Source organism: Streptomyces verrucosisporus, assembly GCF_017114865.1.
In the GTDB taxonomy this organism is placed as follows: Bacteria; Actinomycetota; Actinomycetes; order Streptomycetales; family Streptomycetaceae; genus Streptomyces; species Streptomyces fenghuangensis.
In genome coordinates, this window is record NZ_JADEYH010000002.1 from 157,308 (window position 1) to 183,243 (window position 25,936).

At 71.1% G+C, this 25,936-nt stretch carries 26 protein-coding genes; 12 read left to right on the forward strand and 14 right to left on the reverse strand.

Features of this window, described 5'->3' with window-relative positions; genetic code table 11:
• Positions 1-2 precede the first annotated feature (2 nt).
• Entirely contained in the window at positions 3-896 is an 894-nt protein-coding gene (locus IQ279_RS03655; RefSeq protein WP_206346828.1) for an AraC family transcriptional regulator, read from the forward strand.
• 267 nt (positions 897-1,163) lie between these two features.
• On the forward strand, positions 1,164-3,509 hold the full coding sequence (locus IQ279_RS03665; protein WP_277402487.1) for a rhamnogalacturonan lyase family protein: 2,346 nt from the start codon (positions 1,164-1,166) through the stop codon (positions 3,507-3,509).
• 154 nt (positions 3,510-3,663) lie between these two features.
• On the opposite strand, the gene IQ279_RS03670 is transcribed toward IQ279_RS03665, so the two are convergent.
• Complete coding sequence (locus tag IQ279_RS03670; RefSeq protein ID WP_206346829.1) at positions 3,664-3,936, reverse strand: helix-turn-helix domain-containing protein; 273 nt, start codon at positions 3,934-3,936, stop codon at positions 3,664-3,666.
• Positions 3,937-4,167: 231 nt separating this feature from the next.
• Between IQ279_RS03670 and IQ279_RS03675 the strand changes: the two genes are divergently transcribed.
• The gene (locus IQ279_RS03675; protein WP_206346830.1) at positions 4,168-4,374 is read left to right on the forward strand and encodes a hypothetical protein; all 207 of its coding nucleotides are present in this window, start codon (positions 4,168-4,170) and stop codon (positions 4,372-4,374) included.
• A gap of 31 nt (positions 4,375-4,405) precedes the next feature.
• Here the strand turns inward: IQ279_RS03675 and IQ279_RS03680 are convergent, their stop codons facing one another.
• Together IQ279_RS03680 and IQ279_RS03685 are read right to left on the reverse strand one after the other, a co-directional pair.
• Positions 4,406-5,413: a zinc-binding dehydrogenase gene (locus IQ279_RS03680; RefSeq protein ID WP_206346831.1), complete on the reverse strand. Its 1,008-nt coding sequence runs from the start codon at positions 5,411-5,413 to the stop codon at positions 4,406-4,408.
• A 132-nt stretch (positions 5,414-5,545) separates the two neighbouring features.
• Positions 5,546-6,043, reverse strand: a complete 498-nt coding sequence (locus tag IQ279_RS03685) for a hypothetical protein (protein WP_206346832.1) — start codon at positions 6,041-6,043, stop codon at positions 5,546-5,548.
• Between IQ279_RS03685 and IQ279_RS03690 the strand changes: the two genes are divergently transcribed.
• Positions 6,033-6,332, forward strand: coding sequence for a hypothetical protein (locus tag IQ279_RS03690; protein WP_206346833.1), 300 nt, complete (start codon positions 6,033-6,035; stop codon positions 6,330-6,332). The genes IQ279_RS03685 and IQ279_RS03690 overlap by 11 nt on opposite strands.
• 16 nt (positions 6,333-6,348) lie before the next feature.
• On the opposite strand, the gene IQ279_RS03695 is transcribed toward IQ279_RS03690, so the two are convergent.
• From IQ279_RS03695 to IQ279_RS03705, 3 genes are all read right to left on the reverse strand, one after another.
• Entirely contained in the window at positions 6,349-6,651 is a 303-nt protein-coding gene (locus IQ279_RS03695) for an XRE family transcriptional regulator (protein ID WP_101256698.1), read from the reverse strand.
• A gap of 41 nt (positions 6,652-6,692) precedes the next feature.
• On the reverse strand, positions 6,693-7,070 hold the full coding sequence (locus IQ279_RS03700) for a type II toxin-antitoxin system RelE/ParE family toxin (RefSeq protein ID WP_206346834.1): 378 nt from the start codon (positions 7,068-7,070) through the stop codon (positions 6,693-6,695).
• A gap of 109 nt (positions 7,071-7,179) precedes the next feature.
• Positions 7,180-7,755, reverse strand: coding sequence for a TerD family protein (locus IQ279_RS03705; protein ID WP_101256700.1), 576 nt, complete (start codon positions 7,753-7,755; stop codon positions 7,180-7,182).
• Between the two features lie 189 nt (positions 7,756-7,944).
• On the opposite strand from IQ279_RS03705, the gene arfB reads away from it, so the two are divergent.
• Entirely contained in the window at positions 7,945-8,382 is a 438-nt protein-coding gene (arfB, locus tag IQ279_RS03710; RefSeq protein WP_206347172.1) for an alternative ribosome rescue aminoacyl-tRNA hydrolase ArfB, read from the forward strand.
• A 30-nt stretch (positions 8,383-8,412) separates the two neighbouring features.
• Here the strand turns inward: arfB and IQ279_RS03715 are convergent, their stop codons facing one another.
• The 4 genes from IQ279_RS03715 to IQ279_RS03730 form a co-directional block, all read right to left on the reverse strand.
• Positions 8,413-9,564, reverse strand: coding sequence for a S8 family serine peptidase (locus tag IQ279_RS03715; RefSeq protein WP_206346835.1), 1,152 nt, complete (start codon positions 9,562-9,564; stop codon positions 8,413-8,415).
• Between the two features lie 97 nt (positions 9,565-9,661).
• On the reverse strand, positions 9,662-11,008 hold the full coding sequence (locus IQ279_RS03720; RefSeq protein ID WP_206346836.1) for a WXG100 family type VII secretion target: 1,347 nt from the start codon (positions 11,006-11,008) through the stop codon (positions 9,662-9,664).
• Between the two features lie 14 nt (positions 11,009-11,022).
• Positions 11,023-11,469: a DUF2563 family protein gene (locus IQ279_RS03725; protein WP_206346837.1), complete on the reverse strand. Its 447-nt coding sequence runs from the start codon at positions 11,467-11,469 to the stop codon at positions 11,023-11,025.
• 127 nt (positions 11,470-11,596) lie between these two features.
• A complete protein-coding gene (locus IQ279_RS03730; protein ID WP_206346838.1) occupies positions 11,597-12,160 on the reverse strand; it encodes a flavin reductase family protein in 564 nt (187 codons plus the stop codon).
• Between the two features lie 338 nt (positions 12,161-12,498).
• Between IQ279_RS03730 and cdgB the strand changes: the two genes are divergently transcribed.
• Together cdgB and IQ279_RS03740 are read left to right on the forward strand one after the other, a co-directional pair.
• On the forward strand, positions 12,499-14,178 hold the full coding sequence (gene cdgB, locus IQ279_RS03735) for a diguanylate cyclase CdgB (RefSeq protein WP_206346839.1): 1,680 nt from the start codon (positions 12,499-12,501) through the stop codon (positions 14,176-14,178).
• A 127-nt stretch (positions 14,179-14,305) separates the two neighbouring features.
• Positions 14,306-15,271 carry a carbohydrate-binding protein gene (locus tag IQ279_RS03740; RefSeq protein ID WP_206346840.1) on the forward strand — a complete coding sequence of 322 codons (966 nt, stop codon included), beginning with the start codon at positions 14,306-14,308 and terminating at the stop codon, positions 15,269-15,271.
• A gap of 51 nt (positions 15,272-15,322) precedes the next feature.
• Here the strand turns inward: IQ279_RS03740 and IQ279_RS03745 are convergent, their stop codons facing one another.
• The 4 genes from IQ279_RS03745 to IQ279_RS03760 all read right to left on the reverse strand — a co-directional run bounded on the left by IQ279_RS03745 (position 15,323) and on the right by IQ279_RS03760 (position 19,639).
• Positions 15,323-16,195: a class II fructose-bisphosphate aldolase gene (locus tag IQ279_RS03745; protein WP_206346841.1), complete on the reverse strand. Its 873-nt coding sequence runs from the start codon at positions 16,193-16,195 to the stop codon at positions 15,323-15,325.
• A gap of 97 nt (positions 16,196-16,292) precedes the next feature.
• Positions 16,293-17,231, reverse strand: coding sequence for a 1-phosphofructokinase family hexose kinase (locus tag IQ279_RS03750; RefSeq protein ID WP_206346842.1), 939 nt, complete (start codon positions 17,229-17,231; stop codon positions 16,293-16,295).
• A 159-nt stretch (positions 17,232-17,390) separates the two neighbouring features.
• Positions 17,391-18,686: an N-acetylglucosamine-6-phosphate deacetylase gene (gene nagA, locus IQ279_RS03755; protein WP_206346843.1), complete on the reverse strand. Its 1,296-nt coding sequence runs from the start codon at positions 18,684-18,686 to the stop codon at positions 17,391-17,393.
• Positions 18,683-19,639, reverse strand: coding sequence for an ROK family protein (locus IQ279_RS03760; RefSeq protein WP_206346844.1), 957 nt, complete (start codon positions 19,637-19,639; stop codon positions 18,683-18,685). The genes nagA and IQ279_RS03760 overlap by 4 nt, the downstream gene beginning before the upstream one ends.
• A gap of 230 nt (positions 19,640-19,869) precedes the next feature.
• Here IQ279_RS03760 and IQ279_RS03765 point away from each other — a divergent pair, with 230 nt between their 5' ends.
• From IQ279_RS03765 to IQ279_RS03785, 5 genes are all read left to right on the forward strand, one after another.
• Positions 19,870-21,195: a hypothetical protein gene (locus IQ279_RS03765; RefSeq protein ID WP_206346845.1), complete on the forward strand. Its 1,326-nt coding sequence runs from the start codon at positions 19,870-19,872 to the stop codon at positions 21,193-21,195.
• 24 nt (positions 21,196-21,219) lie between these two features.
• Positions 21,220-22,320, forward strand: coding sequence for a hypothetical protein (locus IQ279_RS03770; RefSeq protein ID WP_206346846.1), 1,101 nt, complete (start codon positions 21,220-21,222; stop codon positions 22,318-22,320).
• Between the two features lie 204 nt (positions 22,321-22,524).
• Positions 22,525-24,336, forward strand: coding sequence for a hypothetical protein (locus IQ279_RS03775; protein ID WP_206346847.1), 1,812 nt, complete (start codon positions 22,525-22,527; stop codon positions 24,334-24,336).
• Between the two features lie 88 nt (positions 24,337-24,424).
• Positions 24,425-24,847, forward strand: coding sequence for a hypothetical protein (locus tag IQ279_RS03780; RefSeq protein WP_206346848.1), 423 nt, complete (start codon positions 24,425-24,427; stop codon positions 24,845-24,847).
• Positions 24,848-24,899: 52 nt separating this feature from the next.
• On the forward strand, positions 24,900-25,832 hold the full coding sequence (locus IQ279_RS03785) for a hypothetical protein (RefSeq protein ID WP_206346849.1): 933 nt from the start codon (positions 24,900-24,902) through the stop codon (positions 25,830-25,832).
• Positions 25,833-25,936: the final 104 nt, after the last annotated feature.

Sequence of the window (25,936 nt, forward strand, 5' to 3'; positions counted from 1 at the left end):
TTGTGATCTCGGCACTCAACCGGCTCGTCGACCTCGTCGAGGAGCACATCGCGGAGCAGGTCGCGGAGCACCTCGCCGAGGACCTCGACGTCCGGGGACTGGCGGGGGAGCTCGGCACGACCGAGTACCACCTGCGCCGGATGTTCTCCTCGCTGGCCGGGATGCCGCTGTCGGAGTACGCGCGCCGGCGCCGCATGACCGTCGCCGCCGCCGACGTGGTCCGCGGCGAGGACGGTCTGCTGGGCATCGCGGTCCGGTACGGATACGGCTCGGCCGAGGCGTTCGGCCGCGCGTTCCGCGCCGTCCACGGCGCGGGCCCCGGTGACGTGCGCCGCGACGGAGGCCCCCTTCGCACACAACCGCGTCTCAGGTTCCACCTGACCGTCGAAGGGAGCACCCCCATGGACACCCGCATCGCCGACCGCCCCGCGTTCCGCCTGGCCGGACACGCGGCCCGGGTTCCGCTCATCCACCAGGGCGTCAACCCGCACATCCGGCGGCACATCGCCGCACTGCCGCAGGAGGAGCATCTGCGGCTGAAGGCCCTCGGCGACACCGAGCCGGGGGGCCTGCTGCAGGTCTGCGACGACCTCGACCCCGACGGCACGGAGGGGAGCGAACTGACCTATCTGCACGGGGTCGCCGTCTCCCGGGACACGCCGGTCCCCGGCGACCTCGACGCCATCGAGGTGCCGGCCGGCGAGTGGGCGGTCTTCCGCACCGCCGGACCGTATCCGCAGACCCTGCAGACGGCCTGGGCCGCGACCGCGACCGAGTGGTTCCCCTCCAACCCGTGGCGGCTGCGGCCGGGGCCCTGGATCGTCGCGGTCCTGGAGCGCGCCGACGACTTCACCACCGCGACCTGTGAGCTGTGGCTGCCCGTCGAACCGGCGTGACCGACCGCGCCGCGGGACCGGCCCGGGGGCCGGGGCGCGCATCAGTGTTCCGGCCCCCGGGCCGGTCCCGCGGCTTCGTCCGTGCACGGCTCTTGCCGTCCCGCGACGGCCGCGCCTCTCGTCGCGGGAGCGCTCCCACACTTTATTCCGCACCGCACCTTCCGTCGGCGCCCCGACGTGCACCTCTCCGTCCGGCGCGTTGATGAATCGATTCACAAAGGCTCTTCCCCCGCCCATGGGTGCGCCACCCCCCGAAAAGGAGCCGCCATGCCTGCCCACAGCACAACCCCGAGACCCCGCTCGGGACCCCGCTCCCGCCTGAGAGGGCTGCACGCAGCAGCGTCCGCCGCGCTGCTGGCCGCCGTCTCGCTCGTCGCCCTGCCCGCGCAGGAGGCCGGTGCCGCCGAGATCGACACCTCCGCCTACTACCAGCTCGTCTCCCGCCACAGCGGCAAGGCGATCGACGTCTTCGAGCGCTCCACCGACAACGGCGCCTCCGTGGTGCAGTGGACGCCTGGGACGGGCACCAACCAGCAGTTCCGCTTCGTCCCCTCCGGCGACGGCTGGTACCGGATCGCCGCCCGCCACAGCGGCAAGGTGCTGGACGTGGAGGCCCGTTCCACCGCCGACGGCGCGAACGTCGTCCAGTGGGAGGACAAGAACGGCTACAACCAGCAGTTCCGCGTCGCCGACTCCGACGGCGGCCACGTCCGGCTGATCAACCGCCACAGCGGCAAGGCCCTGGACGTGTGGGAGTGGTCCACCGCCGACGGCGCGCGGATCTCCCAGTACACCGACACCGGCGGCCACAACCAGCAGTGGCGCCTGGTGGAGGTGGACGGCGACGACGGCGGCGGGAGTGAGCCCCCGCCCGGGGATGCCAAGCAGATGGAGGACGTCGACCGGGGCCTGGTCTCGGTCCGTTCGGGATCGGGCAACCTCGTCTCGTGGCGGCTGCTGGGCACCGAGAGCCGCGACACGGCCTTCAACCTCTACCGGGGCGGGACGAAGGTGAACTCGTCGCCCATCACCGGCTCCACCAACCGCCTGGACGCCGGCGCTCCCGCCGACGTCTCCTACACCGTGCGCGCGGTGGTGAACGGCGCCGAACAGGCCGCCTCCGCCCCCTCGCTGCGCTTCACCGGCGGCAACCACCTCGACGTGCCGCTCTCCCGGCCCGGCTCCACCTACACCCCCGTCGAGGCCTCCCCCGGCGACCTCGACGGTGACGGGCAGTACGAACTGGTCGTCAAGTGGGACCCGGACAACGCCAAGGACAACTCCCAGTCCGGCACCACCGGCAACGTCTACATCGACGCCTACCGCCTGGACGGCCGGCGGCTGTGGCACATCGACCTGGGCCGCAACATCCGCGCCGGTGCGCACTACACCCAGTTCCAGGTCTACGACTACGACGGCGACGGCCGGGCCGAGGTCGCCATGAAGACCGCCGACGCCACCCGCGACGGACGCGGCACCGTCATCGGGAACGCAGGCGCCGACCACCGCAACTCCAGCGGCTACATCCTGTCCGGCCCCGAGTACCTGACGATGTTCGACGGCCTCACCGGCGCCGCGCTGGACACAGTGAACTACGAGCCAGGCCGCGGCAACGTCTCCTCCTGGGGCGACTCCTACGGCAACCGCGTCGACCGCTTCCTGGCAGGCACCGCCTACCTCGACGGCACCCGGCCCTCCCTGATCATGGCCCGCGGCTACTACACCCGCGCCACCATCGCCGCCTGGGACTTCCGGAACGGGCAGCTCACCCGGCGCTGGCTGTTCGACTCGAACAACTCCGGCAACGGCGCGGCCCACGGCCAGGGCAACCACCAGCTGTCCGTCGCCGACGTGGACTCCGACGGCCGCCAGGAGATCGTCTACGGCTCGGCCACCGTCGACGACAACGGCACCCTGATGTACGCCACCGGCTTCGGCCACGGCGACGCCCTGCACGTGGGCGACTTCGTGCCCTCCCGGCCCGGCCTGGAGGTCTTCACCATCCACGAATCCGGCAACCAGCCCGGCTCCGACCTGCACGACGCCCGCACCGGCCAGGTCATCCACCGCACACCCACCAGCGGCAGCGAGGGCCCGGGGCGCGGCGTGGCCGGCGACATACACGCGGGCAGCGCGGGAGCCGAGTTCTGGGGCTCGGGGCCGAACATGGACCGGCTGCGCGACGCCTCCGGCGGCAACGTCGGCCGCAACCCGTCCTCGGCCAACTTCCTCGCCTGGTGGGACGGCGACCCGGTCCGCGAACTCCTTGACGGCACCCGGATCGACAAGTACGGCACCGGCGGCGACACCCGCCTGCTGACCGGTAGCGGCGTGGCCTCCAGCAACGGCACGAAGTCCACGCCCGTCCTCTCCGGCGACCTGTTCGGCGACTGGCGCGAGGAGGTGATCTGGCGGCACGGCGACAACTCGGCGCTGCGCATCTACGCCACCACCGTCCCGACCGACCTGAAGCTGCACACCCTCGTCCACGACGCGCAGTACCGGGTGGCGCTGGCCTGGCAGAACACCGCCTACAACCAGCCGCCGCACCCGGGCTTCTTCCTCGGCCAGGGCATGAGCACCCCGCCCCGGCCCAACGTCTATCTGCGCTGACGAACCCCACAGCCCCCCCACGGGACCAGGGCCCGCCCGCGCCGCACCGAGCGGCCCGGGCGGGCCCCGGGACTTTCCGAGGTCTCCTGCGGCTGGGCGGGGCCGCCGCCTACGCGCTCTCGGCGTGCGGAGTGAGGTCCACGCGCAGGTCCAGCTACAGCGCCTCGGCGAGCCGGGCCGGCACGGGCAGCGTGGGAACCGTGCCCCCCGCCTCTAACCGGGCGACCGCCGACTGCGTCACCCGGGCCCTGCGCCCCACCCCGCCCTGCGACAGCCCGAGCTCCAGACGGCGGCCGCGCGCCGTCCCGCCCGGTTCGAACCTCAGCCGCGCCGCCGCGTACTCCTGCTCGATCCCGGCACTTCTCGAAGGCTCGTCCTGCGAGGTCCGCCGGTGAAGGCGCCGGAACGCAGTCAGGGGAACAGGCATGCCCCCTGCCCCTCGCCGGCATGCCGCGGCGATCCGGTGCGAGGACTTCACCGCTTCCGCGGTCAGGGCCCCGGTCAGCCAGGTGTACACCCCCGGGATTGACCGGAGGGGGCAAAGGAAGCACAGTCACACCCCCGTACCTGGATCCATACACCGAAGGGCTGGCCGAGAATGGCACACGCCGGGGACAACCCCCCTTCCGTGCGCGGCGGGAAGGCCGCTCCTCCCGTTGTGAAGAGGACGTTGACCGCCTTCCTCAAGCCCAGCGGGATGCGTGCGTTCGTTCTCGGAATCTCCCTCGCGGTGGGTGGCCTCGCGGGAGGAGTAAGAACGCTCGCGGAAGACGCGGAGGTCCTCAAGGGGGTCGCCGCCCTGGGGGTCGGGGCCATCGGCACCCTGATAGCGCTGGTCTGTGTGCTGGAGCGTTCCAGGCGATAGCTCCGCCTCCGACCCGGCTCGACCGCCGGGGTCAGGGGACGAGGACGACCTTGCCCAGGGTGGCGCGGGTCTCCAGCGCGCGGTGGGCGCGGGCGGCGTGGGCCAGCGGGAAGTGATGGACGGGCGGGACGAGGACGCCCGCGGCGGCCAGCGCCATGGCCTCCTCCTCCAGCACCCGGATGTTCTCCATCCCGCCGATGCGGTCGAACATCGGTCTGCCCAGCACCGAGCGCGAGGTGACCCCCAGCTCCCGCTGCTCCTCCTCGCTCAGCACGGCCTGCCCCTCGGGTGAGAAACCGGCCGAGGCGTAACCGTAGGAGAGGTGGGAGCCGCCGGGGGCGAGGAGAGTGGTGGCCCTGCGGCCGAGACCGCCGCCGACGCCCTCGAAGAGGTACGTGACGGGCCGGTCCCCGAACTTCCCCCGGATCCGCTCGGCCCAGTCGCCCCGGGTGTAGTCCACGGCCAGGTCCGCGCCCATGCCCTCCACCGCCCGCACCTTCTCCGGCCCGCCCGCCGCGCCGACGACGGTGGCGCCCCTGTGCCGGGCGTACTGGACGACAAGCGAGCCGATGCCCCCGGCCGCGGCCAGGACCAGCACCGTGTCGGCGGGGGAGAGGTCGGCGAAGCGGAGGACGCCCATGGCGGTGCGGCCGGTGCCGACCAGGGCGACGGCGTGGTCCTCGCTCAGGCCGCCGGGCAGCGGGTGCAGCCGCTCGACGCCGGTGACGGCCAGTTCGGCGTACCCGCCGGGCGCCATGCCCAGGTGGGCGGCGACGCGGCGGCCCAGCCACGCCGGGTCGACACCCTCGCCCAGCGCGTCCACGGTGCCGGCGACCTCCCGCCCGGGGATGGTCGGCAGCTCGGCGGGCGTGGGGGTCGGGCCGAGCCGCAGCCCCTCGCGCAGGGCGGTGTCCACCAGGTGCACCCCGGCCGCCGCGACGGCGATCCGCACCTGGCCGGGGCCGGGCTCGGGGTCCGGGACCCGCTCGTAACGGAGGTTCTCGGCGGTGCCGAAGGCGTGCAGACGTACGGCGTGCATGGGCTCTCCCCGTGGCTGGTGGGCGGTCACCGCCGGCCCGGCGGGCGCCGGAGCGGCGGTGACCACTCTCCGGCCTCAAGCGGACTTGAGGTCAAGGCCGCTGGGGCGGGGCAGCTGAGGGGAGCGGCGGATTCACACCCTGGGGAAGCGGGCCTGAAGATCCCAGAGCACGGGGTTGTCGCCCAGCCCCTCGTGGATGTCGGTGAGGTCGGCGATCAGGTCGTGCAGGAAGTCGCGGGCCTCGCGGCGCAGTTCGCCGTGGTTGACGGTCAGCGGCGGCTCGTCGGCGGGCAGCCAGTCGGCGGTGACGTCCACCCAGCCGAAGCGGCGCTCGAAGTGGAGGTTGTCGGCCGACTCCACGAAGTCCAGCTCTGCGTACTGCGGCCTGGCGGCGCGGCTGCCGAGCGGGTCGCGGTCGAGGCGCTCGGCGATGTCGCACAGCGCCCAGGCGAAGTCGAGCACCGGCACGGTGCCGCGCGCGGTGGACAGCTCCCGGTCCGCCTCGGTGTCCGCGAGATAGACGTCGCCGCAGAACAGGTCGTGCCGCAGCGCCCGCACGTCCGCCGAGCGGTAGTCGGTCTGCGGCGGATCGGGGAAGCGGCGGGAGAGGGAGTAGCCGATGTCGAGCACGGAAGCGATGGTGGCACGGCGGGGTGGGCGTGCGCCCACCGGGCGGGACAGGGGCTACTCCCGGCCGTCGCCGGGGCCGGCCTCCCCGGGCTTCTGCTCGACGACGGTGCCCTGCTGCCGCTGCGAACGACGGTTCGCGCCCCTGCCCCTCAGGAGCGAGGAGTACCAGTCGGTGGCGTGCCGCCTGGGGCAGCACCGCGCCTGCCGGGACGGCGAGGTGGCCGAGCCGCCCTGCGAGGGCGTGACCCTGCTGCGCTGCTCCTGCCCCTGTCACGCGCGGGCGCCCTAGCAAGGCGTCAGAGTCGTCAGGCGATACGCACCTGCGTGTCACCGAAGTCGGCGACCAGTTCCAGACGCCCGCCCAGGGCCTCCACGTACGAGCGGAGAGTCGCGATCTCGGTCGCGTCGATCTCACCGTTCTCGATCTGCGACACCCGGGGCTGGCGCACTCCCATCGCGGCCGCCACGTCGGCCTGGCGCAGCGCACGCTCCTTCCGGACCTGGGCGAGGCGATAGGCGCGGGCCTCCGACGCCATGGCCCGGCGCCGTTCGGTGACGCGGGTCTCGTCGGTGACGACCCCGGGTCGGACGTCCTTCCAACTCTTCATGGCATTCCCTTGGGGTGTGGTGTCGCTCCGTACACCGAACGTCAATCGTCGGCTCTTCGGGCGTCGAGCTTCTCCAGATGCCGTGCGTAGCGCTTCTCCGCGACCTTGAGGTTGTCCTTGTACCACTGAGTCCACTGCCCCGACTTGTCGCCCGCGACGAGCAGGACGGCCTGCTGAACCGGGTCGAACACGAACAGGATGCGGTACTCGGCGCCGGCGGAGGTGCGGGGGCGGAGCTCCTTCATGTTGTGATGGGCCGAGCCCTTGATGCGATCGACGAAGGGTCTGCCGAGGGTCGGGCCGTGCTCTTCGAGAAGGTCGATCGCGGCAACCACGTCATCGGCCTCGGCGGGGTTCGTCTCCGCTAACTCCAGGAGCCAAAGCTCCACCTCCTCCACCAGGAGGATTTCCCAGCTCACACCTGGATTATGCCTTCAGGCTTATATTTGGGCAACTCTCCGAGAAAGCACGGAGGGCGCCCGGCGCCGCGATGCGCGGTGCCGGGCGCCCTCGCGAGGCGTCAGGCGATCAGACGTTGACGCCGAAGTCCTTGGCGATACCGACCAGGCCGGAGGCGTAGCCCTGGCCGACCGCGCGGAACTTCCACTCCGCGCCGTGGCGGTAGAGCTCGCCGAAGACCATGGCGGTCTCGGTGGCGGCGTCCTCGCTCAGGTCGTAGCGGGCGATCTCGGTGCCGCCGGCCTGGTTGAGGATGCGGATGTAGGCGTTGCGCACCTGGCCGAAGTTCTGGCTGCGGCTCTCGGCGTCGTAGATGGAGACCGGGAAGACGATCTTGTCGATGTCGGCGGGCAGCGCCGCGAGGTTGACGTTGATCTGCTCGTCGTCACCCTCGCCCTCGCCGGTGCGGTTGTCACCGGTGTGGACGATCGCCTGGTCCGGGGTGGCCTTGTTGTTGAAGAAGACGAAGTGCTGGTCCGAGTAGACCTGGCCGTTCGCGTTGACCGCGATGGCGCTGGCGTCGAGGTCGAAGTCGGTGCCGGTGGTCGTACGGACGTCCCAGCCGAGGCCGACCGTCACGGCGGTCAGGCCGGGGGCCTCCTTGGTGAGCGAGACGTTGCCGCCCTTGGACAGGCTTACAGCCATGGGGATGCCCTTCTGTGGTGTTTCCGTGCTGGCCCTTACTGGTCCATTTCCTACCCTCTCCAACGCCGACGGTGGGGGAGCGGGTTCCAGGTTTCTTTGCTTTCTTTACCTTCCTCGCCCGGGCGGCGGCGGGGAGGGGAGCAGGAGGGCGGGGAAAACGCCGTGACGGCGGGCCCGGAGGGCGGGATCATGGGAGTCATGTCCGGGCCCTACCTCATCCGTGGCTCGGTCTCCCTGCCGGAGGCCGAGCTGAACTGGCGTTTCTCGCGCTCGTCCGGGCCAGGCGGCCAGCACGTCAACACCAGCGACAGCCGGGTCGAGCTCCGCTTCGACCTCGCGCGCACCGAGGCGCTGCCCGAGGTGTGGAAGGAGCGGGCCCTGGAGCGGTTGGCCGGCCGGCTGGTGGACGGAGTCCTGGTCGTACGGGCCGCCGAACACCGCTCCCAGTGGCGCAACCGCGAGACCGCGGCCGTACGCATGGCCGCGGTGCTGGCGGAGGCGACCGCGCCGCCGCCTCGCCCGCGCAGGAAGGGCAAGGTCCCGCGAGGGATCAACGAGCGGCGGCTGCGTAACAAGAAGCACCGCTCCGACGTCAAGCGCGGCCGCTCCGGCCGCGACTGGGGGTAGGCCGGCCGGGCCGGCCCACCCCCTCGCTCCTCAGTACCGGGGCTGCGCCGGTGTCCGTCGCCGGAAGGCTATGGCGGTGACGACCGCGGCGACGGCGACGAGCACCGCGGCCCCGATGCCGATGGCCGCCCAGGGCGGCCCGCTGTCGCCGCTCTCCTTCTGCGCGGCGACCTGCTCGTCGTCCTGTTCCCGCTCTTCGCCGGGCTCGGCTGTGGGCGGTCCCTCGTTCTTGCCGTCGGCCTCGCCGTCCTCGGGTGAGGGGGACTTGGAGGCTTCGAGGGAGGCGTAGTACTTGGAGAAGATCGGGCTCACATCCGCCGGCCCGGGGTCGCCGTCACCGTCGACCAGGACCTGCGCGGGTCTGACGATGCCGTGTCCGAGGTACATGCTGGGCTCCTCGCCCCGCTGCGACCGTCCTGTGGTCTCGACCATCACGCGAAGGACCTGGTGGTTGGTCCAGTCGGGGTGCTCGGCCCAGATGAGCGCAGCCGACGCGGACGCGATGGCGGACGCCTGGCTCGTGCCGCCGGGCACGCCAGGGGCGGAGAGAGTCAGGTAGGGGCCGTGGTTGGAGAAGTCGGCCACTGTGCCGGTCTCATCTACTGCGCCTACGGCGACGACACCCGGCAACGATGCGGGATAGTGCGTCTTGGTCTTGAGCCCCTGGTTTCCGGCGGAAGCGAAGACCAACTTGCCGCGCTTGTTGGCCTCATCGATTGCCCCCTGCAGGGCGGTGTAAGTCTCGTCATCCACTCCGGAGACACCCTGTGAGATGTTGATGATCTTGGCTTCACTCCGGGCCGCATATCGGATTGCTTCGATGATCGGCTCGTGCGAGCTGAAGAAGCCCTCTTCGACATGCGTTCGCAAGGGGAGGATTTTTGCTTCGGGAGCCAGCCCCCGAAGGGTGTTCCCTACCCCGGAGCCGGCGATCAGTGCGGCCATCTCCGTTCCGTGGCCATCCACGTCCTCATGGGCGTCAGGGTCCTCGGAGGTGAAGCTCTCTCCGGGCAGCAGCCTGCCGGTCAACCCTGGAGTCGGCTTCACGCCGGAATCGATGACAGCGACAGTTACGCCTTTGCCCTTACTGACTTTCCACAACCCTGAGGAGTTCATGGCGTCCAGGTACCACTGCTGGTACGGCCTGACCTCGGCTAGGGCAGGGGGTGCGAGCAGTCCCATGGACATGAGCGTGGCTGTGAGCAGACCGACCAAAGTCAGTGCTCGCCTCTGTGGGGGGAGAGCATGGGATTGCATGCGACAGGACACTTCCTCGGAATCAATCGATGACCGGCGGCACAACGTCCCGTTGCCCCGTCCAGGTCTCCTCGTCTTCGGTGAGGTAGTCGGGGCGGTTCTGGCTCTCTCTCCGGTCCCTCGACGGGGAATTCGCGTTGGTCGGCCGCCCAGTTCCTGCCACACCCGATGCTGTGCTGCCCCGGACGAGCCCGGTGCCGCCGGGAGTGAACTCGGTACGGCCGCGACCGCTGCCTATGCGCGAGCCTCCCGTGGCGCCACCCTGCTGCGGCGCCATAGGTCGTCCTGGATACACGCCTCTGCCTGCCGGAGACCCGCCGCTTGCGGTCCCCGGAAAACCGCCCACAGGCCGTCCCAGCGGAGCGCGGTCCCCGCCAACGGCTCCGCGTGGATTTCCCGCTCCCACAGCTTGGTTGCCCGCCTGGCGGGGGGTACCGCCCATGATGCCGTCTCTGGCAGAACTTCGCGGTGGTACACCACTCCCTCCACCGCTGCCCGGTGGCTGCCCGGTTGCGGTGATGTGGGGCAGCGGCCGGCCGGTGCGGTGGATCGGTCCACCGGGCGCCACTGGAGGCGTGGCTGGAGATGAAGGGCCTGTGGAGGGCTGGGAGGGGTTCGGGCCTGTTTGCGACCGCGACTCAGAGGCAGGGGGTGAGGCGACGGAGTCGATCGTCATGCTCGTGGGCTGCTCGGCCACTGGGTTGGGGCGGTCAGCTGTAGAAACGGGCCGGTCGGCCGTGAGAGCGGAGTGGAAACCCTCACTGCTTTTAGCACTAGCCATGCCTCCCGAAGCGGCACCCGGTCCCCGGTGGGCTGAGCCCTCCTGCGAGCCGGAACCCGGAACCGAACCTGGCGCGTACGTACCTGGATCTTCCCCGTACCGGTTCGGCAGCGGCTTGAAGTCCGGTTCCTCCGCGGCGCGGAGACTCTGCCCGGTCGTCCTGTAGTACGACGACAGCCGGTTGAGCTGGTTGATCGCCTCCTGGCGCTTGCTCTCCTCGCTCTCCAGGCGGGCCTTTTCCTTCTCCGGGTCGGCGTAGCACATCAACTCGGGCTCGGGGATGGCTGCCTTGGCCTCGGTCAGGGCCTGGCCCGCGTTGACCATGTGATGCCCGAGCGTGCGGACGTACGCGGCGAACCGCATGGATTCCAGGGCGAACTGACGACCCCACTCGCGGAAGGCGTCGCCGCCCTCGCCGTCCCACTCCACGCGGTCGATGTAGGTGCGCAGCTCGCTGCCGATGCCGTCCATGTCGGAGCCGGCCTTGCCGAGGTCCTGGCCGCGCGAGGTGAGCAGGCCGGGGTCGGCCTTCGCGACCATCGCGTTGAGCGCGGCGAGGGACTTGCTCTCGAACTCTCCCGTAGCCATTCCTGCCCTCGCCCTCAGCTGAAGTCCTTGCCGTCGGACTCGTCGGAGTCCTTGGCACGGACGTCCTGGCTCTCTTGCCCCTGCCGACTTGCCGACCGGTGCTCGTCCACCTGTGTCTGGATGGCCTGGAAGCGCTGTCGCCGTTCCGCCTCGACGTTGCCGTAGCCCTTGTCCACGATCTCGGTGGCGATCCCCAGCGCCTCCAACTGCTCGCCGAACAGCCGGGAGAGGTCTTCCAGACGCGTGTGCACCTTCTCATAGAGGGCTGACAGATCCTCCGCCGCGCTGAAGCCCGTGCCGTAAGCGTCCGGGGTGACGGTCTGTTCGCCGATCTGTTTGTGGGAGGCGGGGGACTTCCCCAGCTCGCCCAGGAGTTCGTCGATGCGGCCCTTGAAGGCGGTGAGTGTCTCGGCCTGGTAGTTCAGGCTCTTGCCACCGCCGAAGTCACGCTCGCCCGTCACGCCGTGCCCCCGTCCCCCGATTAGTCGCCACGCTGTGCCAAGGTCGTGTCACGTCAGTGTAGTCAGCAGGCGATCCGGCCCGTCGGGGGCTGTGGACGACGGGCGCGTTTTCCGGCCGGGGCAGCCGCTATGACAGGTGGCGGTAGCGCCCGCGGAAGTACGTCAGTGGCCTGCCCTCCGAGGACGGCAGCGAGGTGGCCAGCACCCGGCCGATCACGAGTGTGTGGTCGCCCGCGCCCACCCGCTGTTCGGTGTGGCACTCCACCGTCGCCAGCGCGCCGTCGACCAGGGGGGAGCCGGAGGCCTCGCCGCGGGTGCGGGGCATGTCCTGGAAGAGCAGACGGTCGCTGACCCGGCCGCGCATGGAGAAGCGGCCCGCGATGTGGCGCTGGCCCTCCGCGAGCAGGGAGGCGGCCCACAGCGGCTGCCGTTCCAGCAGTTCGTCCATCCGGGAGCCCTCGCGCACGCTGACCAGTACCAGCGGCGGGTCCAGGGAGACGGAGAGGAAGGAGGTCGCGGTCATGCCCACGTCCTCGCCGCGCGGCCCGTCCTCCGGGTCGTGCGCCGTCACCAGTACCACGCCCGCGGCCAGCCGTGCCAGGGCCGCGCGGAACTCCTCCTCGCCCACCCCCTCAGGATGCGGGAGGCCCAAGGTGTGGCGCGAGGGCGAAGTAGGGGCGTTCCGGGACATCTGATGTCGTGGTGTCGGGTGCACACCCCGCACGCTAGACGCCGCTCCTGGGGGCCGCATCGGCCCCCGGGACCAGACCGGACCTAGGTACATCGGCTGAATGATCCGCAGGTCAGGGCCGGAATTTGCGTTCGGCACGGGTGTGGTGCGGGTCGGGGCGCTCCCGCTGGGCGCAGCCGAGCGCCCATGCTGCGTTGTGACATGAGTCACACAGGGGGTCAATTGTTGACCCTGTGTACCGGTTGGGCAGCTCGCTGTGATTCAGTGGCCTGAAGACAGGGGAAAGTCCAAAACCGGATCGTCTGGAGTCACCCACTCGAGTCTCAGGGGGAGGGCGGATGGAAGCCGAGTCGGAGCCGTACGTGTGCCTCGCCACCCTGCGCAGGCTCCACCAGTCCATGGCGGACCTCAACGCCGCCCGCAGCCTGGCGGACACCCTCCAGACCGTCGCCGACGGCATCGTGAAGGGCCTCGACTTCGAGCTGGCCGCGGTCAACCTCGTCAAGCCCGACGGGGACCTCGTGGTGGCGGCCGTCGCGGGCAGCGAGGGCGCGGAGGCGATGATGGCGGGCCGTACGGGTTCGCGGGCGGCCTGGGAGCGGCGGCTGGCGCTGGGCGAGCGCTGGGGCGAGCTGCGCTTCGTCCCGTACACCGAGGCGTGGGTCCTGATGGACGACGACGTGCCGCAGTGGCACACCGCCGGGCCGGCCCCGCGGTACGCCGACGAGTGGCATCCGATGGACCTCCTCATGGCGCCGATGCACTCGTCCGACGGGGAGCTCCTCGGCGTCATATCCGTCGACAAGCCGCGCAACGGGCGGCGCCCGGGCGCGTGGGGGCGCGAAGCGCTGCAGATGTACGCCTTCCAGGCGGGGATTGCGATCAGCAACGCCCGGCTGCGCGCAAACATGCAGCGCGCGCTGGTCCGCCTGGAGCGCGAGCAGCAGGCGCTGAGGTCGAGCGAGGAGAGCTTCCGGCAGGCGTTCGAGTACGCGCCCAGCGGTATGGCGGTCACCGAGCTGGGAGGTGACCAGCACGGGCGGCTGGTGCGTACCAACGACGCGTTGTGCCGGCTGCTGGGCCGCCCGGCCGCGGCGCTGCGGCGCTGCAGCTTCTCCGACCTCGTCCACCCCGAGGACCTGGCGACCCTGCTGCGCACCTCCGCGGAGGGCGGCCGGGCCGAGCTGCGGCTGGCACGGCGTGACGGCTCCTTCCTCTGGGTCTCCCTGCGCAACTCGGTAGTGGCCGACGCCACCGACGGCCCGCGCTTCCTGCTCACCCACGTCGAGGACATCGAGGAGCGCAAGCGCCACGAGCTCCAGCTCGCCCACCGCGCCAGCCACGACTCGCTCACCGGCCTGCCCAACAGCGCCGAGCTGCGGGCCCGGCTCAGCGCGCGGCTGTGCGACAAGCCCGCGCCGGTGCCCGACGCCGCGCAGATGGGCCCCGGGGGAATCGGCGGCGCCCTCGACGGCGGGTTCGGGCCCGACGGCTTCGACGTCTGCGCTCCCGGTCTCGACGGGTTCGGCCTCGACGGCTTCGGGGGAGTCCTCCCGGAACCGGTCGGCGGCTACGAGCACCACGTCCACACCGTTCCGCCCGCGAGCGACGCCCCCTCGGAGAAGGGCCTGGCCGTTCTCTTCTGCGACCTCGACGGCTTCAAGTCGATCAACGACCGCTTCGGTCACCACTGCGGCGACGCCGTGCTGATCGAGGTGGCCAGACGCCTTTCGAGTGGTGTTCGCGACAATGACACCGTCGCCCGGCTGGGTGGTGACGAATTCGTCGTCCTGGCGGACGGACTGTGCCGCGGCGACGCCGCTGACCTGGCCGTACGGCTGCGCAACGCGATCATTCCGCCCATCCGCGTGGAGGGGCGCGCGGTGCGGGTGGGGGCGAGCTTCGGCATCAGCTGGGCGGGGTGCGGGATGTCCGCCGAGGAGGTCCTGCACTCCGCCGACCAGCGGATGTACGTCGAGAAGCGGTCGCGCTCCAAGGCCCACCGCCGGGTCGGATGAGGCCCGGGCGGACCCCGGCGCCGGGTGCGTCGCGGGGCGCGGTGCGAGGGGTCACGGACGCCGCGTTCTTTAACCCGAAAGAGGTAGGCTGCGCCGGGCAGGCACCCGTCATGGAGGAGCGCACGGAATGACCGCCGGTAACAACGGCTCGGGCACGCCGGAGAACGACGACCCGTTCGCCTACCTCTACCGTTCCGAGGGCGGTACGGGCGGTGACACAGGCGCCGCGGCGTCGCAGCCGGGAGTGCCTCGCACCTCGTACAACCACGTCCGTGCCGTGGGCGAGCGCCGCTACGGCGGACAGCAGGGCCCGCAGCAGCACCAGCAGCCGCCGCCGCACCAGCCCAGCGCGCACTACGCGGCCCCCGAGACCGTGCCCGGCGGCCGTGCCGCCGCGCGGCGCGAGGCCGCCGCGGCAGGTCCGGCCGGCCGGGGGCGGGGCCGCAACCACAACGGTCTGCTGGTGGGCGCGCTGGCGGTCGTCGCCGCCGTGGTCCTCGGCGTGGGCGCCGCGGTCTTCTTCAGCGGCGACGACGACGCGAACGCCAACCAGACCGGCGGCACCCAGGCCGCCACCTCCGGGGCCGGCGAGGGCGACGGCGGCGCGGGCGATGGGGACGAGCAGGACAAGGACGCCGACAAGAACAAGGAGAAGAAGCCGGGCCGCCTCCCCTCCGAGGACGCGGCCAGCCTCCAGCTCGGCGGCGGCGCCACCACGGACAAGACCGTCCAGGGCGCCGAGTCCAGGAGCGGCGCGTACGTCACCGGTCTCGACAAGCCCGGCGCCTCGGCCACCTGGACCTTCGAGGTCCCCGATGACGGCGAGTACACGCTGTTCGTCGGCTACGGGGTGCCGGGCAAGGACGCGAACTCCGCGCTCGCCGTCAACGGCAAGCCCCACAAGGGCGGGCTGAACATGAAGAACTTCGCCAAGGCGGGCGAGGGTGAGTGGGAGAAGGGCTGGACGCGCACCTTCGCCTGGGTCAACCTGAACGAGGGCACCAACACCGTCAGGATCTCCTGCGAGGAGGGCAACCAGTGCGGGTTCGCCCTCGACCGGGTCTGGCTCAAGGAAGGCCACGTCCGCGGCTGACGCCGCCGTGGCAGGCCTCGTGACAGGGGCCGGCGGCGCGGCGCGGGCGCTTCAGCCGCCGACCGCCTTCAGGAAGGCCGCGACCGTCCGCGCCATCGCCTCCCGTGCCGGCAGCAGGTACCGGCGGGGATCGACGGCCCGCGCGTCCTGGGCGAGGAAGGCGCGGACGGCTCCGGTGAAGGCGGTGTTCAGCGCCGTGCCGATGTTGATCTTCGTCATGCCGGCCGCCACCGCCCGCCGCAGCTCCTCGTCCGGTACCCCTGAGGAGCCGTGCAGCACCAGCGGCACGGGGACGGCCTCGCGCAGCTCGCCGATGAGGGCGTGGTCGAGGACGGCGGTGCGCTCGGTCATCGCATGGGAGCTGCCGACCGCGACGGCCAGGGCGTCCACCCCGGTGGCCGCCGTGTACGCCGTGGCCTCGGCGGGATCGGTCCGTACGCCGGGGGCGTGCGCGTCGAGCGTCCCGCGCCCCTCCTCCGGCTCCCGGTCGCCGGGCTTGCCGCCGATCCGGCCCAGCTCGGCCTCCACCCACATCCCGTGCGCGTGGCCGAAGCGCACGGCCTTCGCCGTGGCCGCCACATTGCCGGCGTAGGGCAGCTTCGAGGCGTCGAACATCACCGAGCCGAACCCGGCCTCCGGCGCGGCGCGCAGCAGTTCGAAGCTCTCCACATGGTCCAGGTGCAGCGCCAGCGGAGCACTGGACGCCCGGGCCACGGCCGCCGCCGCGGCGGCGACGGGGGCGAGCCGGCCGCCGTGGAAGCGCACGGCGTTCTCGGAGATCTGGAGGACGGCGGGCATGCCGGCGGTCTCCGCGCCGGCGGCGATCGCCTCGGCGTGCTCCAGGGTGATGACGTTGAACGCGGCGACGCCGCGGCCGGACGCGCGCGCGTCCGCCACGAGCTCTCCGCTGCCGACCAGTGGCATGCCGCCCCTCCTCCGTGCCCGCCTTCTTCGCCGGCCGCCGGCCGCCGCCGTCCCGCAGCCACCTCACCGCCGTCCGGCCGGGGTGCCGGACGGCCCGTCAGACACCCGCCATCTGCCGGTCGATCCGCACCCCGGGCAGCAACTCCTCGTACAGCCCCCGGTCGAACTCACCCGCCGCCTCGGCCCGTACGGTCGCCGCCGACAGGGCGGCGGCGCGGGCCAGCCGGTCCGGCCAGGGCAGGCCCTCCACCAGTCCGGACAGCAGGGCGGCCACCACCGAGTCCCCCGCCCCCGTCGGGTTGCCCGCCAGCCGCCGGGGCGGCTCGACACGCCAGACGCCCTCCGGGGTGAGCCCGAGCAGCCCGTCCTCGCCCAGTGAGGCGACCACCGCGTGCGCCCCGCGCCGCTGTGCCAGCCGCGCGGCCCGCAGCGGTTCGGTAGTGCCCGTTATCCCTGCCAGCTCATGGGAGTTGGGCTTGACGACGTCCGGCCGGGCGGCCAGCCCGCGCAGCAGCGGCTCCCCGCTGGTGTCCAGCAGCACGGGCACGCCCGCGGTGCGCGCGGCGCGCACCAGCGTCCCGTACGCCCCCACGGGCACCCCGGGCGGCAGACTGCCGCACAGGGCGACGGCGGTGGCGTCGTGCAGCAGACCGCCGTAGACGTCCAGGAAACGCTCCCATTCGGCGGGGGCTATCTGCGGGCCGGGCTCGTTGAGCACGGTGGCGTCGCCCGATGCCTCGTCCACGACCGTGACGGTGCGGCGGGTGTCCCCGCCGACGGCGACGAACGCGTCCCCGACCGGGCCCTCCTCCGTCACCTCCGACAGCAGCGCCCGCAGCCGCTCGCCGTTGGGGCCGCCGGTGAAGCCGGTCACCAGCGTCTCGTGGCCCAGCGCGCCCAGGACCCGTGCCACGTTCAGGCCCTTGCCGCCCGGACGCTCGGCGACCTCCCGGACCCGGTGGGAGGCGCGAGGCTCCAGACGGGGGACGCGGTAGGTGATGTCCAAGGCCGCGTTGAGCGTGACGGTCAGGATCATCCGGTACTCCGCCTCCCACCGGCGAGTGTGAACGTTCGGCATACGCACGGTGGCCCGGGGCCGCCGACCGTGCGAGTGATCATGCCAAAGCCGGGGCGGTCGGCCCAGAGGGCGGAGGCACCCGCTCGCGCTCGATGTGGGAACGAGACCGTAACGCAATCAGCCCGTCGCGCCACCGCGTACAACCCCGGCGGGCTCCGGGCTGTCCGGAAGGCGCGGGGGCACCACCCACTCGCCCCGGCGCATGACGCCGGCCACCCGGTAGCCGCCGTCCAGCACCACCAGATCGGCGTACTTGCCGGGCTCGATCGACCCCACCCGACCGGCGACCCCCAGCAGCCGCGCCGGATTGAGCGCCAGTGCCCGTACCGCGTCCTCGATCCGCAGGCCGTCCACCGTCACCGCGCGCCGCAGCGCCTCGTCCAGGGTGAGCGTGGAGCCCGCGATCGAGCCGCCCTCCACCAGCCGGGCGACGCCGTCGGTGACGCGCACCTGAAGCGGGCCGAGCGGGTAGAGGCCGTCGCCCATGCCGGCCGCACCCATGGCGTCGGTGACGAAGGCGACCCGGCCGGCCCCGGCGCGGGCGAAGGCCAGCTCCAGGACGGCGGGGTGCAGATGGACGCCGTCGTTGATCAGCTCGACGGTGACCCGCTCGTCCTCCAGCAGCGCCGCCACCGGACCGGGGGCGCGGTGCAGCAGCGGGGGCATCGCGTTGAACAGGTGCGTGGCGACCGTCGCGCCCGCCCCGACGGCCTCCAGCACGGCCTCGTAGGAGGCGTCGGTGTGGCCGACCGCCGCGATCACCCCGCTGTCGGCCAGCAGCCGCACCGACTCCAGGCCGCCGGGCAGCTCCGGCGCGAGCGTGACCATCCGCGCCGCGCCGCGCGCCGCCCCCACCAGCGCGCGCACGTCGGCCGGGTCGGGGTCGCGCAGCAGGGCGGGGTCGTGGGCGCCGCAGCGGCCGCGGGCGATGAAGGGGCCCTCGAAGTGGATGCCCGCCAGGTCGCCCTGCTCCACCAGCTCCGACAGCACGGCGGCCTGCCGGGCGAGTTCGTCCGGAGCGCCGGTGACGGTGGAGGCGACCATCGTCGTGGTGCCGTGCGCCCGGTGGGTGGCGATCGCCCGCAGCGCCTCCTCGGCCGAGCCCGCGGAGAAGGACGCCCCGCCACCGCCGTGGACGTGCATGTCGACGAAACCGGGCACGAGCCAGTGGCCGGCCAGGTCGAGTGTGCCCGCCTCTCCGGGGGCGTCGGCGGCGATGCGCGAGCCCTCCACCGTCACCCTGCCGCCCTCGGCCACGCCGTCCGGCAGCACCACCCGGGCGCCCGTCAGCACGGTGCGCCGGGGCCCGGTCGGCCGCGCTCCGGCCGTCCGGGCGCCCGCCGCCGGTGCTTTCGCCGCCGGTGCTTTCGCCGTCCGCGGCCCCGTCGTCTGCGCCGTCTTCGGACCGGTCATCGGCTCGCAACCTCCGCGGAGAGTAGGTCCCGGGCGAGGAGTCCCGCGCCCAGGCACCCGGCGGCGTCCCCGAGGGCCGCCGGAACGATCGTGGGGACGTGCTGGAAGGTGACCTTGGCGCGTACGGCCTCGCGCAGCGGCGCCAGAAGCGTCTCGCCCGCCTCCGCCAGCCCGCCGCCGACGATCAGCACCCGCGGGTCCAGCAGGGTGATCGCGGTGACCAGGCCCTCGGCGAGGGCGTCGACCGCGTCGTGCCAGACGGCGGCGGCCCGCGGGTCGCCCGCCTCCACGGCCCGGGCGGCGTCGGCCGCCGTAGCCTCCGGATCGCCGCACGCCCCGGCCCAGGCCCGGCCCACGGCGGCGGCGGAGGCGAACAGCTCCAGGCAGCCGCGCCGCCCGCAGCCGCACTCGGGCCCGCCGGGCCGTACGGTGATGTGGCCGATCTCGCCCGCGCCGCCGTGCGCGCCCGGCTCCACCCGGCCGTCGATCCCGACGGCCCCGGCGATGCCGGTGCCCAGCGCCGTGAACAGGAAGCGGTCCACGCCCGCCCCCGCCCCGATCCGGCCCTCGGCGAGCCCGCCGGCGCGCACGTCGTGCCCGAGGGCGACGGGCACCCCGCCCAGCCGGGCGGCCAGCAGGTCGCGCAGTGGCACGTCCCGCCAGCCGAGATTGGTGGAGTAGACGGCCGTACCCGCCGCGTCGTCGACGATCCCCGGCACCGCGACCCCCGCGGCCACCGGCTCGGCGCCGTACCGCGCGACCCCGGCCTTCCGCAGCCCTTCGGCGAACGCGAGCACGTGCCCCACCACGGCGTCCGGCCCGTCCTCCCGCCCGGTGGGCCGCCGAGCCTGGTGCAGCAGTGTGTGGCCGGGCCCGACGAGGGCGCCCTTCAGCCCGGTGCCGCCCACGTCGAGGGCGACGACATACGCGGTTTCGTCATGCCGAGGATTCACGGGGACAGTCTCACCTGTCACCCGCGAAAGGTCTAGTCCACTCTGCCTCCGGTCGGGGCCGCGCCCCGGGGTCCGGACGTCACGAGCGGGCCGGCCGGGCCGAGCACTGTTCGGCGAGCTGTGGAAAACCCGGCCTCCTCCATCCCCTCTGTTAGCGTCGGGCGAGAACCGGCAGGGGGATCATGGGGAGTCTGTGGAAACGCGCTCGGCTGCGTACCACTGTTCTGGGGGTGGCGGCCCTCGCCGTCGTGACGGCGGTGATCGCCTACTCAATGCGGGACGACGAACACCTGAAGGCCAACCGCGCGCAGGTACGGAAGGCGTGCGCCGGCCTGCTGCCCGCCGCCCACCTCGACCCGTTCCTGCCCCGCGACTCGGCCGTGACGCACGGGCAGTACGGCACGCTCCTCGAACCCGGCCACGAGAGCCGCGCGTTCATCGACTGCCGACTCGACTGGGCCGGTGACGGCGGCGTCCACATGCGGGCGGAACCGTGGGGGCCCGGCGACGTACTGCCCCCCGCCGAAGACGGCGACGTGCTCCCTCTCCCCTACCGGCTGCCGGACGGTTCCCGGGGTGCCGTCACGGCCCATGACATGTACGGCGACACGACACAGGTGGGAGTCGTCCTGCGAGTCGCCTGTCCCAAAGGAGACTTCGAACGCTTTCGGCTGGGCACGGACGTGAAGGTCTCCGTCGAACTGCCCGTGCGCGTCCGCGACGAGGACGACGACGGATACACGGACGGCCCCGTCGAGGAGGAGTTGCGCCTGGTCGTCCGGTCGGCCGTACACGCCGCCGACCGGGTGCGCGAGCACCAGGCATGCGGCACCACCCCGTTCGGCAAGCTGAGCCCGGCGCCGGCCTCCGAACGCGATGGCGGCGACGGTGGTGGCGGCGACGGCGACGAGGAGACCGGGACGGAGGACGAGCGGGGAGACGTCCCTCGGGGCAAGGGCACCTGCGCCTGGCTGAACCCCGCCGCCATGGGTTACCCGAAGGGGAAGTGGAGGGTGTCGGGCGGTTCCTCCTTCGACCCTGCCCGGGGGAAGTGCCGTGCCGCTTTCGACGGTCATCCGGAAGAGAACGAGATCAAGGGCGTGGACGCGATCAGCGTCTCCGGGGCCGGAGCGCGCAGTTTCTACCAGGGCGATGAGACCGGCCTGAACGACCACGAAGCCGACGAGTACCACGAGCCCGGACCGGGTTGGACGGCTGTCCCGAAAAGAACGGCCGAACTGCTGCCGAGTGACGACCACACCCTGCCCTCTCTGTCGCTGTGGGCCGAGTCGGTGTGCGACGGCGGCCAGACCTTCCACCGGATCTCGGTCACGCCCGAACTCGGCTACCACCTGGATCCGGACGGAGAAGTGACGCGGCACGAGGAGGACGGACCCGCACCGAGCAGGGTGGCGCGCGAGGAACTGTCGCGGACGGCGCGAGCCGCACTCGACCGTTACCTCGGCGCCCCCGGCGGCTGGCCCGAGCGGGCGCACTGCCGTGACACCAAGGTTCTCGGAGAGGTGGAGGAATGGCGATCCATCGACGACGAGTGATCGCCGCCGGGGTCTTCCTCGGTCATGGTGTTCACGCTCCCGACAGGGCTCTCCTGGTACGAGGAGAGAAGCGAGCGGCAGGCCTCCGAGGAACTGCTGAGCGACGCATGCGGCGGAGTGCTTCCCGAACGCGAGGCGCGGGCGATTCTCGGCGGCGGCCCGCTGAACGGGAGAACGAGCTCCGCACGTGACGAGGAAGGCCTCGGCCGGAAGGACGAACCGCTGGAGGCCGGCTGCTTCGTCGCCCGGAAGAGGCCCGGGAAGGCCTACGGCTTCGAGCAGGCATCGGTCGAAGTGACGCTTCACGGCACCCGTGTTCCAGGGGGTGGGGAGGGCGGGGAGCGGGAGCGGCTGGACGACCCCTATCCGGCCCTCTACGCGAACGCACCGGCGCCCCTGCCGGGCGGCTGGACCGGTTTCTTCCCAACACGTGACGCCACCTACGAGGACCGCGGGACCGCCGCCGTTTTTCTGGACTGCGCCGGAGACCGCCGCGATCTGCTGGTCACAGTCAACGTGTCGGTGGAAGACGCCGACTTCGACGACCCTGCCCACCGGACCCGTATAGGGAGCCTGGCCACGGCCACGGCACGCAATGCCGCCCAGCAGTGGGGCTGTGAGGCACGACTCGGCGAACGGCTGAGCACGGTGCCGCTGCCCGTGGCCGATGACGAGGACGTGCCCCTCGAAGAGGCGGACGGGACGTGTCAAGGCATCCCGGCGCGGGGCCGAACCTTCGCACGGGCCTGGGAGAGCGACCGGGGCGGTGCCCCGCAGGAGAAGTGCTCCGTCGGCAACAGCGGCGGCACCCCGCTCTACGCGCTGCGGGCCTTCTACGGCCCGTACGCGACGAGTGCACGCGCGGCCTGGGAGAAGCGGTACAGCTTCGAGAGGACGATCCCCGGACGCGACCCCAGCGGGACGCTGCACGACGGCGGCATGTGGGCCACCGCCACCTGCCCGGCCCCGTTCGCCGGCGAGACCGCTCTCTTCACCATCGACCCCCTGGACAGGAAACGGGAGAAGTCGACGCGGGAGGAGCAGGCGTACGAGCGGGCGGCGCTGAAGGCCTTCGCCGAGGCCTCGGCCGAACACCACGGCTGCTCCGCACCGCGACTCCCCTGACCACCCCGCCCGGAACGATCCGTTCCGGGCGGGGGAGGTCCAATCGTCTCGCGGATCACCGCAGTTGACGCCCACTATGCTCCGATGCGAAACCCACTGTGATCACATGGATCCGATCCGCGCTCCCGCACACGCACGGGGAACGGCACAGCGGGCGGGGCGCGGACTCCGACGGCGGACGAGGACGAGGGAGCGGGGGAGCACGTGTCCATCGAGGACCAGCGGCCCACGAGCACACGGCTGAACGAGCTGGCACATCCGGGGGGAGGGGGAGGCCAGGGGCCTGGTGGCGACCTGGCGCACTCCGAGACGCAGAAGAAGAAAGCCGTCGGCTACATCGAGCGGCATCTGGGTCCGGACACCAAGAAGGCGTGCGTCATCGCCGAGGACGACAGCGTGGACGCCGTCGGCGGCTCGAACGCCACCACCTGCACCACGGGGAAGCTGAACGGCTGGGAGGTGGCCAGAGGGCTCTCCCACCGGATGAACAAGTGGGAAAGGAACTCCAAGCGGCTCCAGGGCCGCCTGGACGTCGAGCTCACCGGACTCCGGCAGGCCAACACCCTCTTCGGGAACAACGAGACCGACACCAAGGCGTCCTTCAACGGCGTCTCCCCCCCTCTACCGCAGCGCCCTGAGCGACTACGCGCCCGGCGCCGGCTCCTCGCCGAGCCCGGGCCTGGGCCGCCCGGCGGCGAAGAGCCCGATAGCGGACTTCTGAGCGGAAGAGGGGGAACCGACATGGCAGTCGACTACGAGACGATCATCAACACCGGCCTGTCGAGCCTCTCCGACGCGGCGACCGCATGGGAGGACATGGGCAGGCGGTTCGGCGAACTGCACGACAACTACCGCGACCACGTCAAGGCCGCGGTGGAGACCGACGACTGGCGGGGCGAGTCGGCCACGACGTTCAAGAGCCGGGCCCAGGTCACGCTGGAGGAGTACGCCGGCGCGCGCGACGAGGCCAAAGCCGTCGGCGGGCTGCTGAAAGAGGCGTACAGGACGCTCAACTCACAGCGCAACAAGGTCATCGAGCTGCGCGACCAGGCCGTCGAGGCGTGCATGACCGTCAACCCGTACTCAGGCCGCTGCACCGCGGACCTCGCCAGGATGGACGAGGACAGGGCGGAGATCTACCGCAGCAACCAGCTCGCCCGCCAGGAGCTGGAGGAATCCTGGACGAACAAGATCCTCGACGCGGTCAAGGACGTCCAGGACGCCGACGAGAACTTCCGCATGGCGCTCATGTCGGACCCGTCCGACGGCAACAAGGGCCTGCTGGACGGCTTCAATGGGGCGCTCAGGAGTGATGCGGGCGAGGCCAACGCCGCACGCGCCGAGGAGCTGTACGACAAGATCAGGCGGGGCGAGAAGCTCTCCGACGCAGAGCGGAAAGAACTCGACCTCCTGATGCGGGAGAACAAGTCCGACCAGGAGTTCAGCCGCACCCTCATCACCTCCCTGGGCGGCCCCGACGGTGTCATCCGCACGCACAACGAGCTGACCGACCGCGCGTACTTCGAGGAAACCGGCCGGAAGAAGCAATACCTGGACATGGACCGGCACCTGGCCGACGTCATCGCCACCGCCACCAAGGTCGAGGGCAAGGGCAGGGAGAGGGAAGAGGACCGGAGGTTCTACGACGAGTGGATGAAGGACCTCAAGGAAGCCGGCCTCAAGGAGTACGACGCCGAGATCGTCGGCCAAGCCAACAGCGACCAGAGGACGCGGGGCTACCAGTCGATCGTCACCCTTATGCAGAACGGCAGCGGCTACAGCGAGCAGTTCCTGCACGACCTCGCCGACGACATCCGCGCCGCCGAGGACTCGAAGCAGACGGACGAGGACTCGAAGCGGAAGGGCGACCCCGACATCTGGATGGTTCCGTCCAGGATGTTTCGACAGATCCCAATGAGATCGATCTTGACAGGGGGACGGTTAGCCGCTTCATCCGTGATGTTTCAGAATATGGAAGAGCTTTCCGGACGATTCACGACTCTCAAATGCAGATAATCGCCGGAGATATGGAAAAATTGGACAGGGGGACTTCGAGAAGGGTACCAATAGGATCCAGTTGGTTTCCCAGGTGAGTGGGCAAGCGATGGGATCGCTGGATGGCATTCGAGCCGATGTGATCTCGTCTCAGCGGGACGAGGAGCTTTCCGGGAATAACTGGGATAAAGTATACAACTATCACGCTATAGGGGCTCCGGTTACGGGTATACCTGTGGTTGGCGACGTGTTTCAGCGCCTTGTTGACATAGGTGCGGGGGAGGAGCTTGATAAGGTCAATGTGGAAGCCGATGATAAATACGAAGAGGAGTTGATAAAATACTACCAGCAGAATGGGTATCCGAGATTGGAGAGGGCTCTCGCGGAAAAGGCCTTTGATTTGGGGCTGCCGAAGAGTTATCTGACGGATGAGGAGGAGGGGGTTTTCACGGTGAAGATCACTCCGTGGGCAGCGGGTGGATACAACCACGGTATCGGCCAGGCCAGGGGATCCATAGGGGGAGCACCGTGATTCGGAACAGGATGCTCACGGGTGCAGTGTGCTGGGAACTGAGGTGCTCCGCGTGACCGAGGAACTCAGGAGAGGTAACTGGCGTCTGATGCTGGGGCTGGCCGGGATGGTCATGACCCTGGTGGTGGCAACTCTTGCCGGTTGGTGGTTCTGGAGCGGTGCCGACGGGTCGGCGGAACAGGAGGAACGGAACGCCTTCTGCTGGAGCCTCGTGCCCGGGGGTGAACCGGAGGAGGGCGGGTCGACGGCCGAGTGCGGGGAGGCGCTGGAGACGGCCATGACGGGCCGGCCTGCGGGGACCCGTCCCCCGGAGAGGACGCCAGAGCGTGACGCCGGGCGTGTCCGGGTCTTCGAGAAGGTTGTAAGGGCTTACGGGGATCGCGTCCAGGACGAGCCTGAAGCCGTTCCTCAGGAAATCCGTCGGAATATGGCGAACGCCTTCAACTTTTATTCGTCGGACATTCGCTATGTCATCGGCCTGTACGGGGACCTCTCGAGCGGCATGCTGGAGACCGAGCCGAACGACGTGGATATCGAAAGGTCGACGGTCGAGGATTTTGTTCGCGGGGTGGCCGAGGACGGTGAGTCCTTCGGAGGGATTCACAGATTCCACTTGGATCTTGCCAGGGGCGACGTCACCGAACTCAGTGAGGAAGACTTCCGGAAGGGAACCGTGGAAGCCGAACTGGCAGCCTTGAAGGTAGGGGAGTCCATGGGTTTTCTGGACGCCATAGGGGCTCAGGCGCTTGAGGGGCGAAGTGATGGCGGGGCCCGGGAGGGGTGGCTGGAGAGTTACGGGAGAGCGGGGGAAGGAAAGGCTGAGGAGATTTTCTCCGAGGACCGGGACGGCGGGTACTTGGTGAAAATTTTCCAGGAGCGCTCAAATGCTCTGGGCACCAGGTTTCCCGCATCGGAGAGCAGGGGGACGGGCCTGCACCCGAAGATTATTGAGAAGATCACGGAAGGGTGCGCGCGGTGGGTCTGAGGTGACGCGCACTGGGGTGTCTTCTGGCCCAGCACTTTTATTGAGAGATCGACTTCCGGTCCGCTTCCCCTTGTTGCCTTCTCCTACAGGCCGTGTGCCGGGCG

What these genes read in the sequence shown, in the direction of transcription:
- IQ279_RS03770 (WP_206346846.1), top strand. Translation starts at nt 21,220, where the DNA reads ATGGTGTTCACGCTCCCGACAGGGCTCTCCTGGTACGAGGAGAGAAGC.
- nagA (WP_206346843.1), bottom strand. Translation starts at nt 18,686, where the DNA reads ATGACCGGTCCGAAGACGGCGCAGACGACGGGGCCGCGGACGGCGAAA.
- IQ279_RS03750 (WP_206346842.1), bottom strand. Translation starts at nt 17,231, where the DNA reads ATGATCCTGACCGTCACGCTCAACGCGGCCTTGGACATCACCTACCGC.
- IQ279_RS03740 (WP_206346840.1), top strand. Translation starts at nt 14,306, where the DNA reads ATGACCGCCGGTAACAACGGCTCGGGCACGCCGGAGAACGACGACCCG.
- IQ279_RS03695 (WP_101256698.1), bottom strand. Translation starts at nt 6,651, where the DNA reads ATGAAGAGTTGGAAGGACGTCCGACCCGGGGTCGTCACCGACGAGACC.
- IQ279_RS03680 (WP_206346831.1), bottom strand. Translation starts at nt 5,413, where the DNA reads ATGCACGCCGTACGTCTGCACGCCTTCGGCACCGCCGAGAACCTCCGT.
- IQ279_RS03745 (WP_206346841.1), bottom strand. Translation starts at nt 16,195, where the DNA reads ATGCCACTGGTCGGCAGCGGAGAGCTCGTGGCGGACGCGCGCGCGTCC.
- IQ279_RS03670 (WP_206346829.1), bottom strand. Translation starts at nt 3,936, where the DNA reads ATGCCTGTTCCCCTGACTGCGTTCCGGCGCCTTCACCGGCGGACCTCG.
- IQ279_RS03730 (WP_206346838.1), bottom strand. Translation starts at nt 12,160, where the DNA reads ATGTCCCGGAACGCCCCTACTTCGCCCTCGCGCCACACCTTGGGCCTC.
- IQ279_RS03715 (WP_206346835.1), bottom strand. Translation starts at nt 9,564, where the DNA reads ATGGGACTGCTCGCACCCCCTGCCCTAGCCGAGGTCAGGCCGTACCAG.
- IQ279_RS03720 (WP_206346836.1), bottom strand. Translation starts at nt 11,008, where the DNA reads ATGGCTACGGGAGAGTTCGAGAGCAAGTCCCTCGCCGCGCTCAACGCG.
- IQ279_RS03690 (WP_206346833.1), top strand. Translation starts at nt 6,033, where the DNA reads ATGTCGAGCACGGAAGCGATGGTGGCACGGCGGGGTGGGCGTGCGCCC.
- IQ279_RS03780 (WP_206346848.1), top strand. Translation starts at nt 24,425, where the DNA reads ATGGGATCGCTGGATGGCATTCGAGCCGATGTGATCTCGTCTCAGCGG.
- IQ279_RS03705 (WP_101256700.1), bottom strand. Translation starts at nt 7,755, where the DNA reads ATGGCTGTAAGCCTGTCCAAGGGCGGCAACGTCTCGCTCACCAAGGAG.
- arfB (WP_206347172.1), top strand. Translation starts at nt 7,945, where the DNA reads ATGGGAGTCATGTCCGGGCCCTACCTCATCCGTGGCTCGGTCTCCCTG.
- cdgB (WP_206346839.1), top strand. Translation starts at nt 12,499, where the DNA reads ATGGAAGCCGAGTCGGAGCCGTACGTGTGCCTCGCCACCCTGCGCAGG.
- IQ279_RS03665 (WP_277402487.1), top strand. Translation starts at nt 1,164, where the DNA reads ATGCCTGCCCACAGCACAACCCCGAGACCCCGCTCGGGACCCCGCTCC.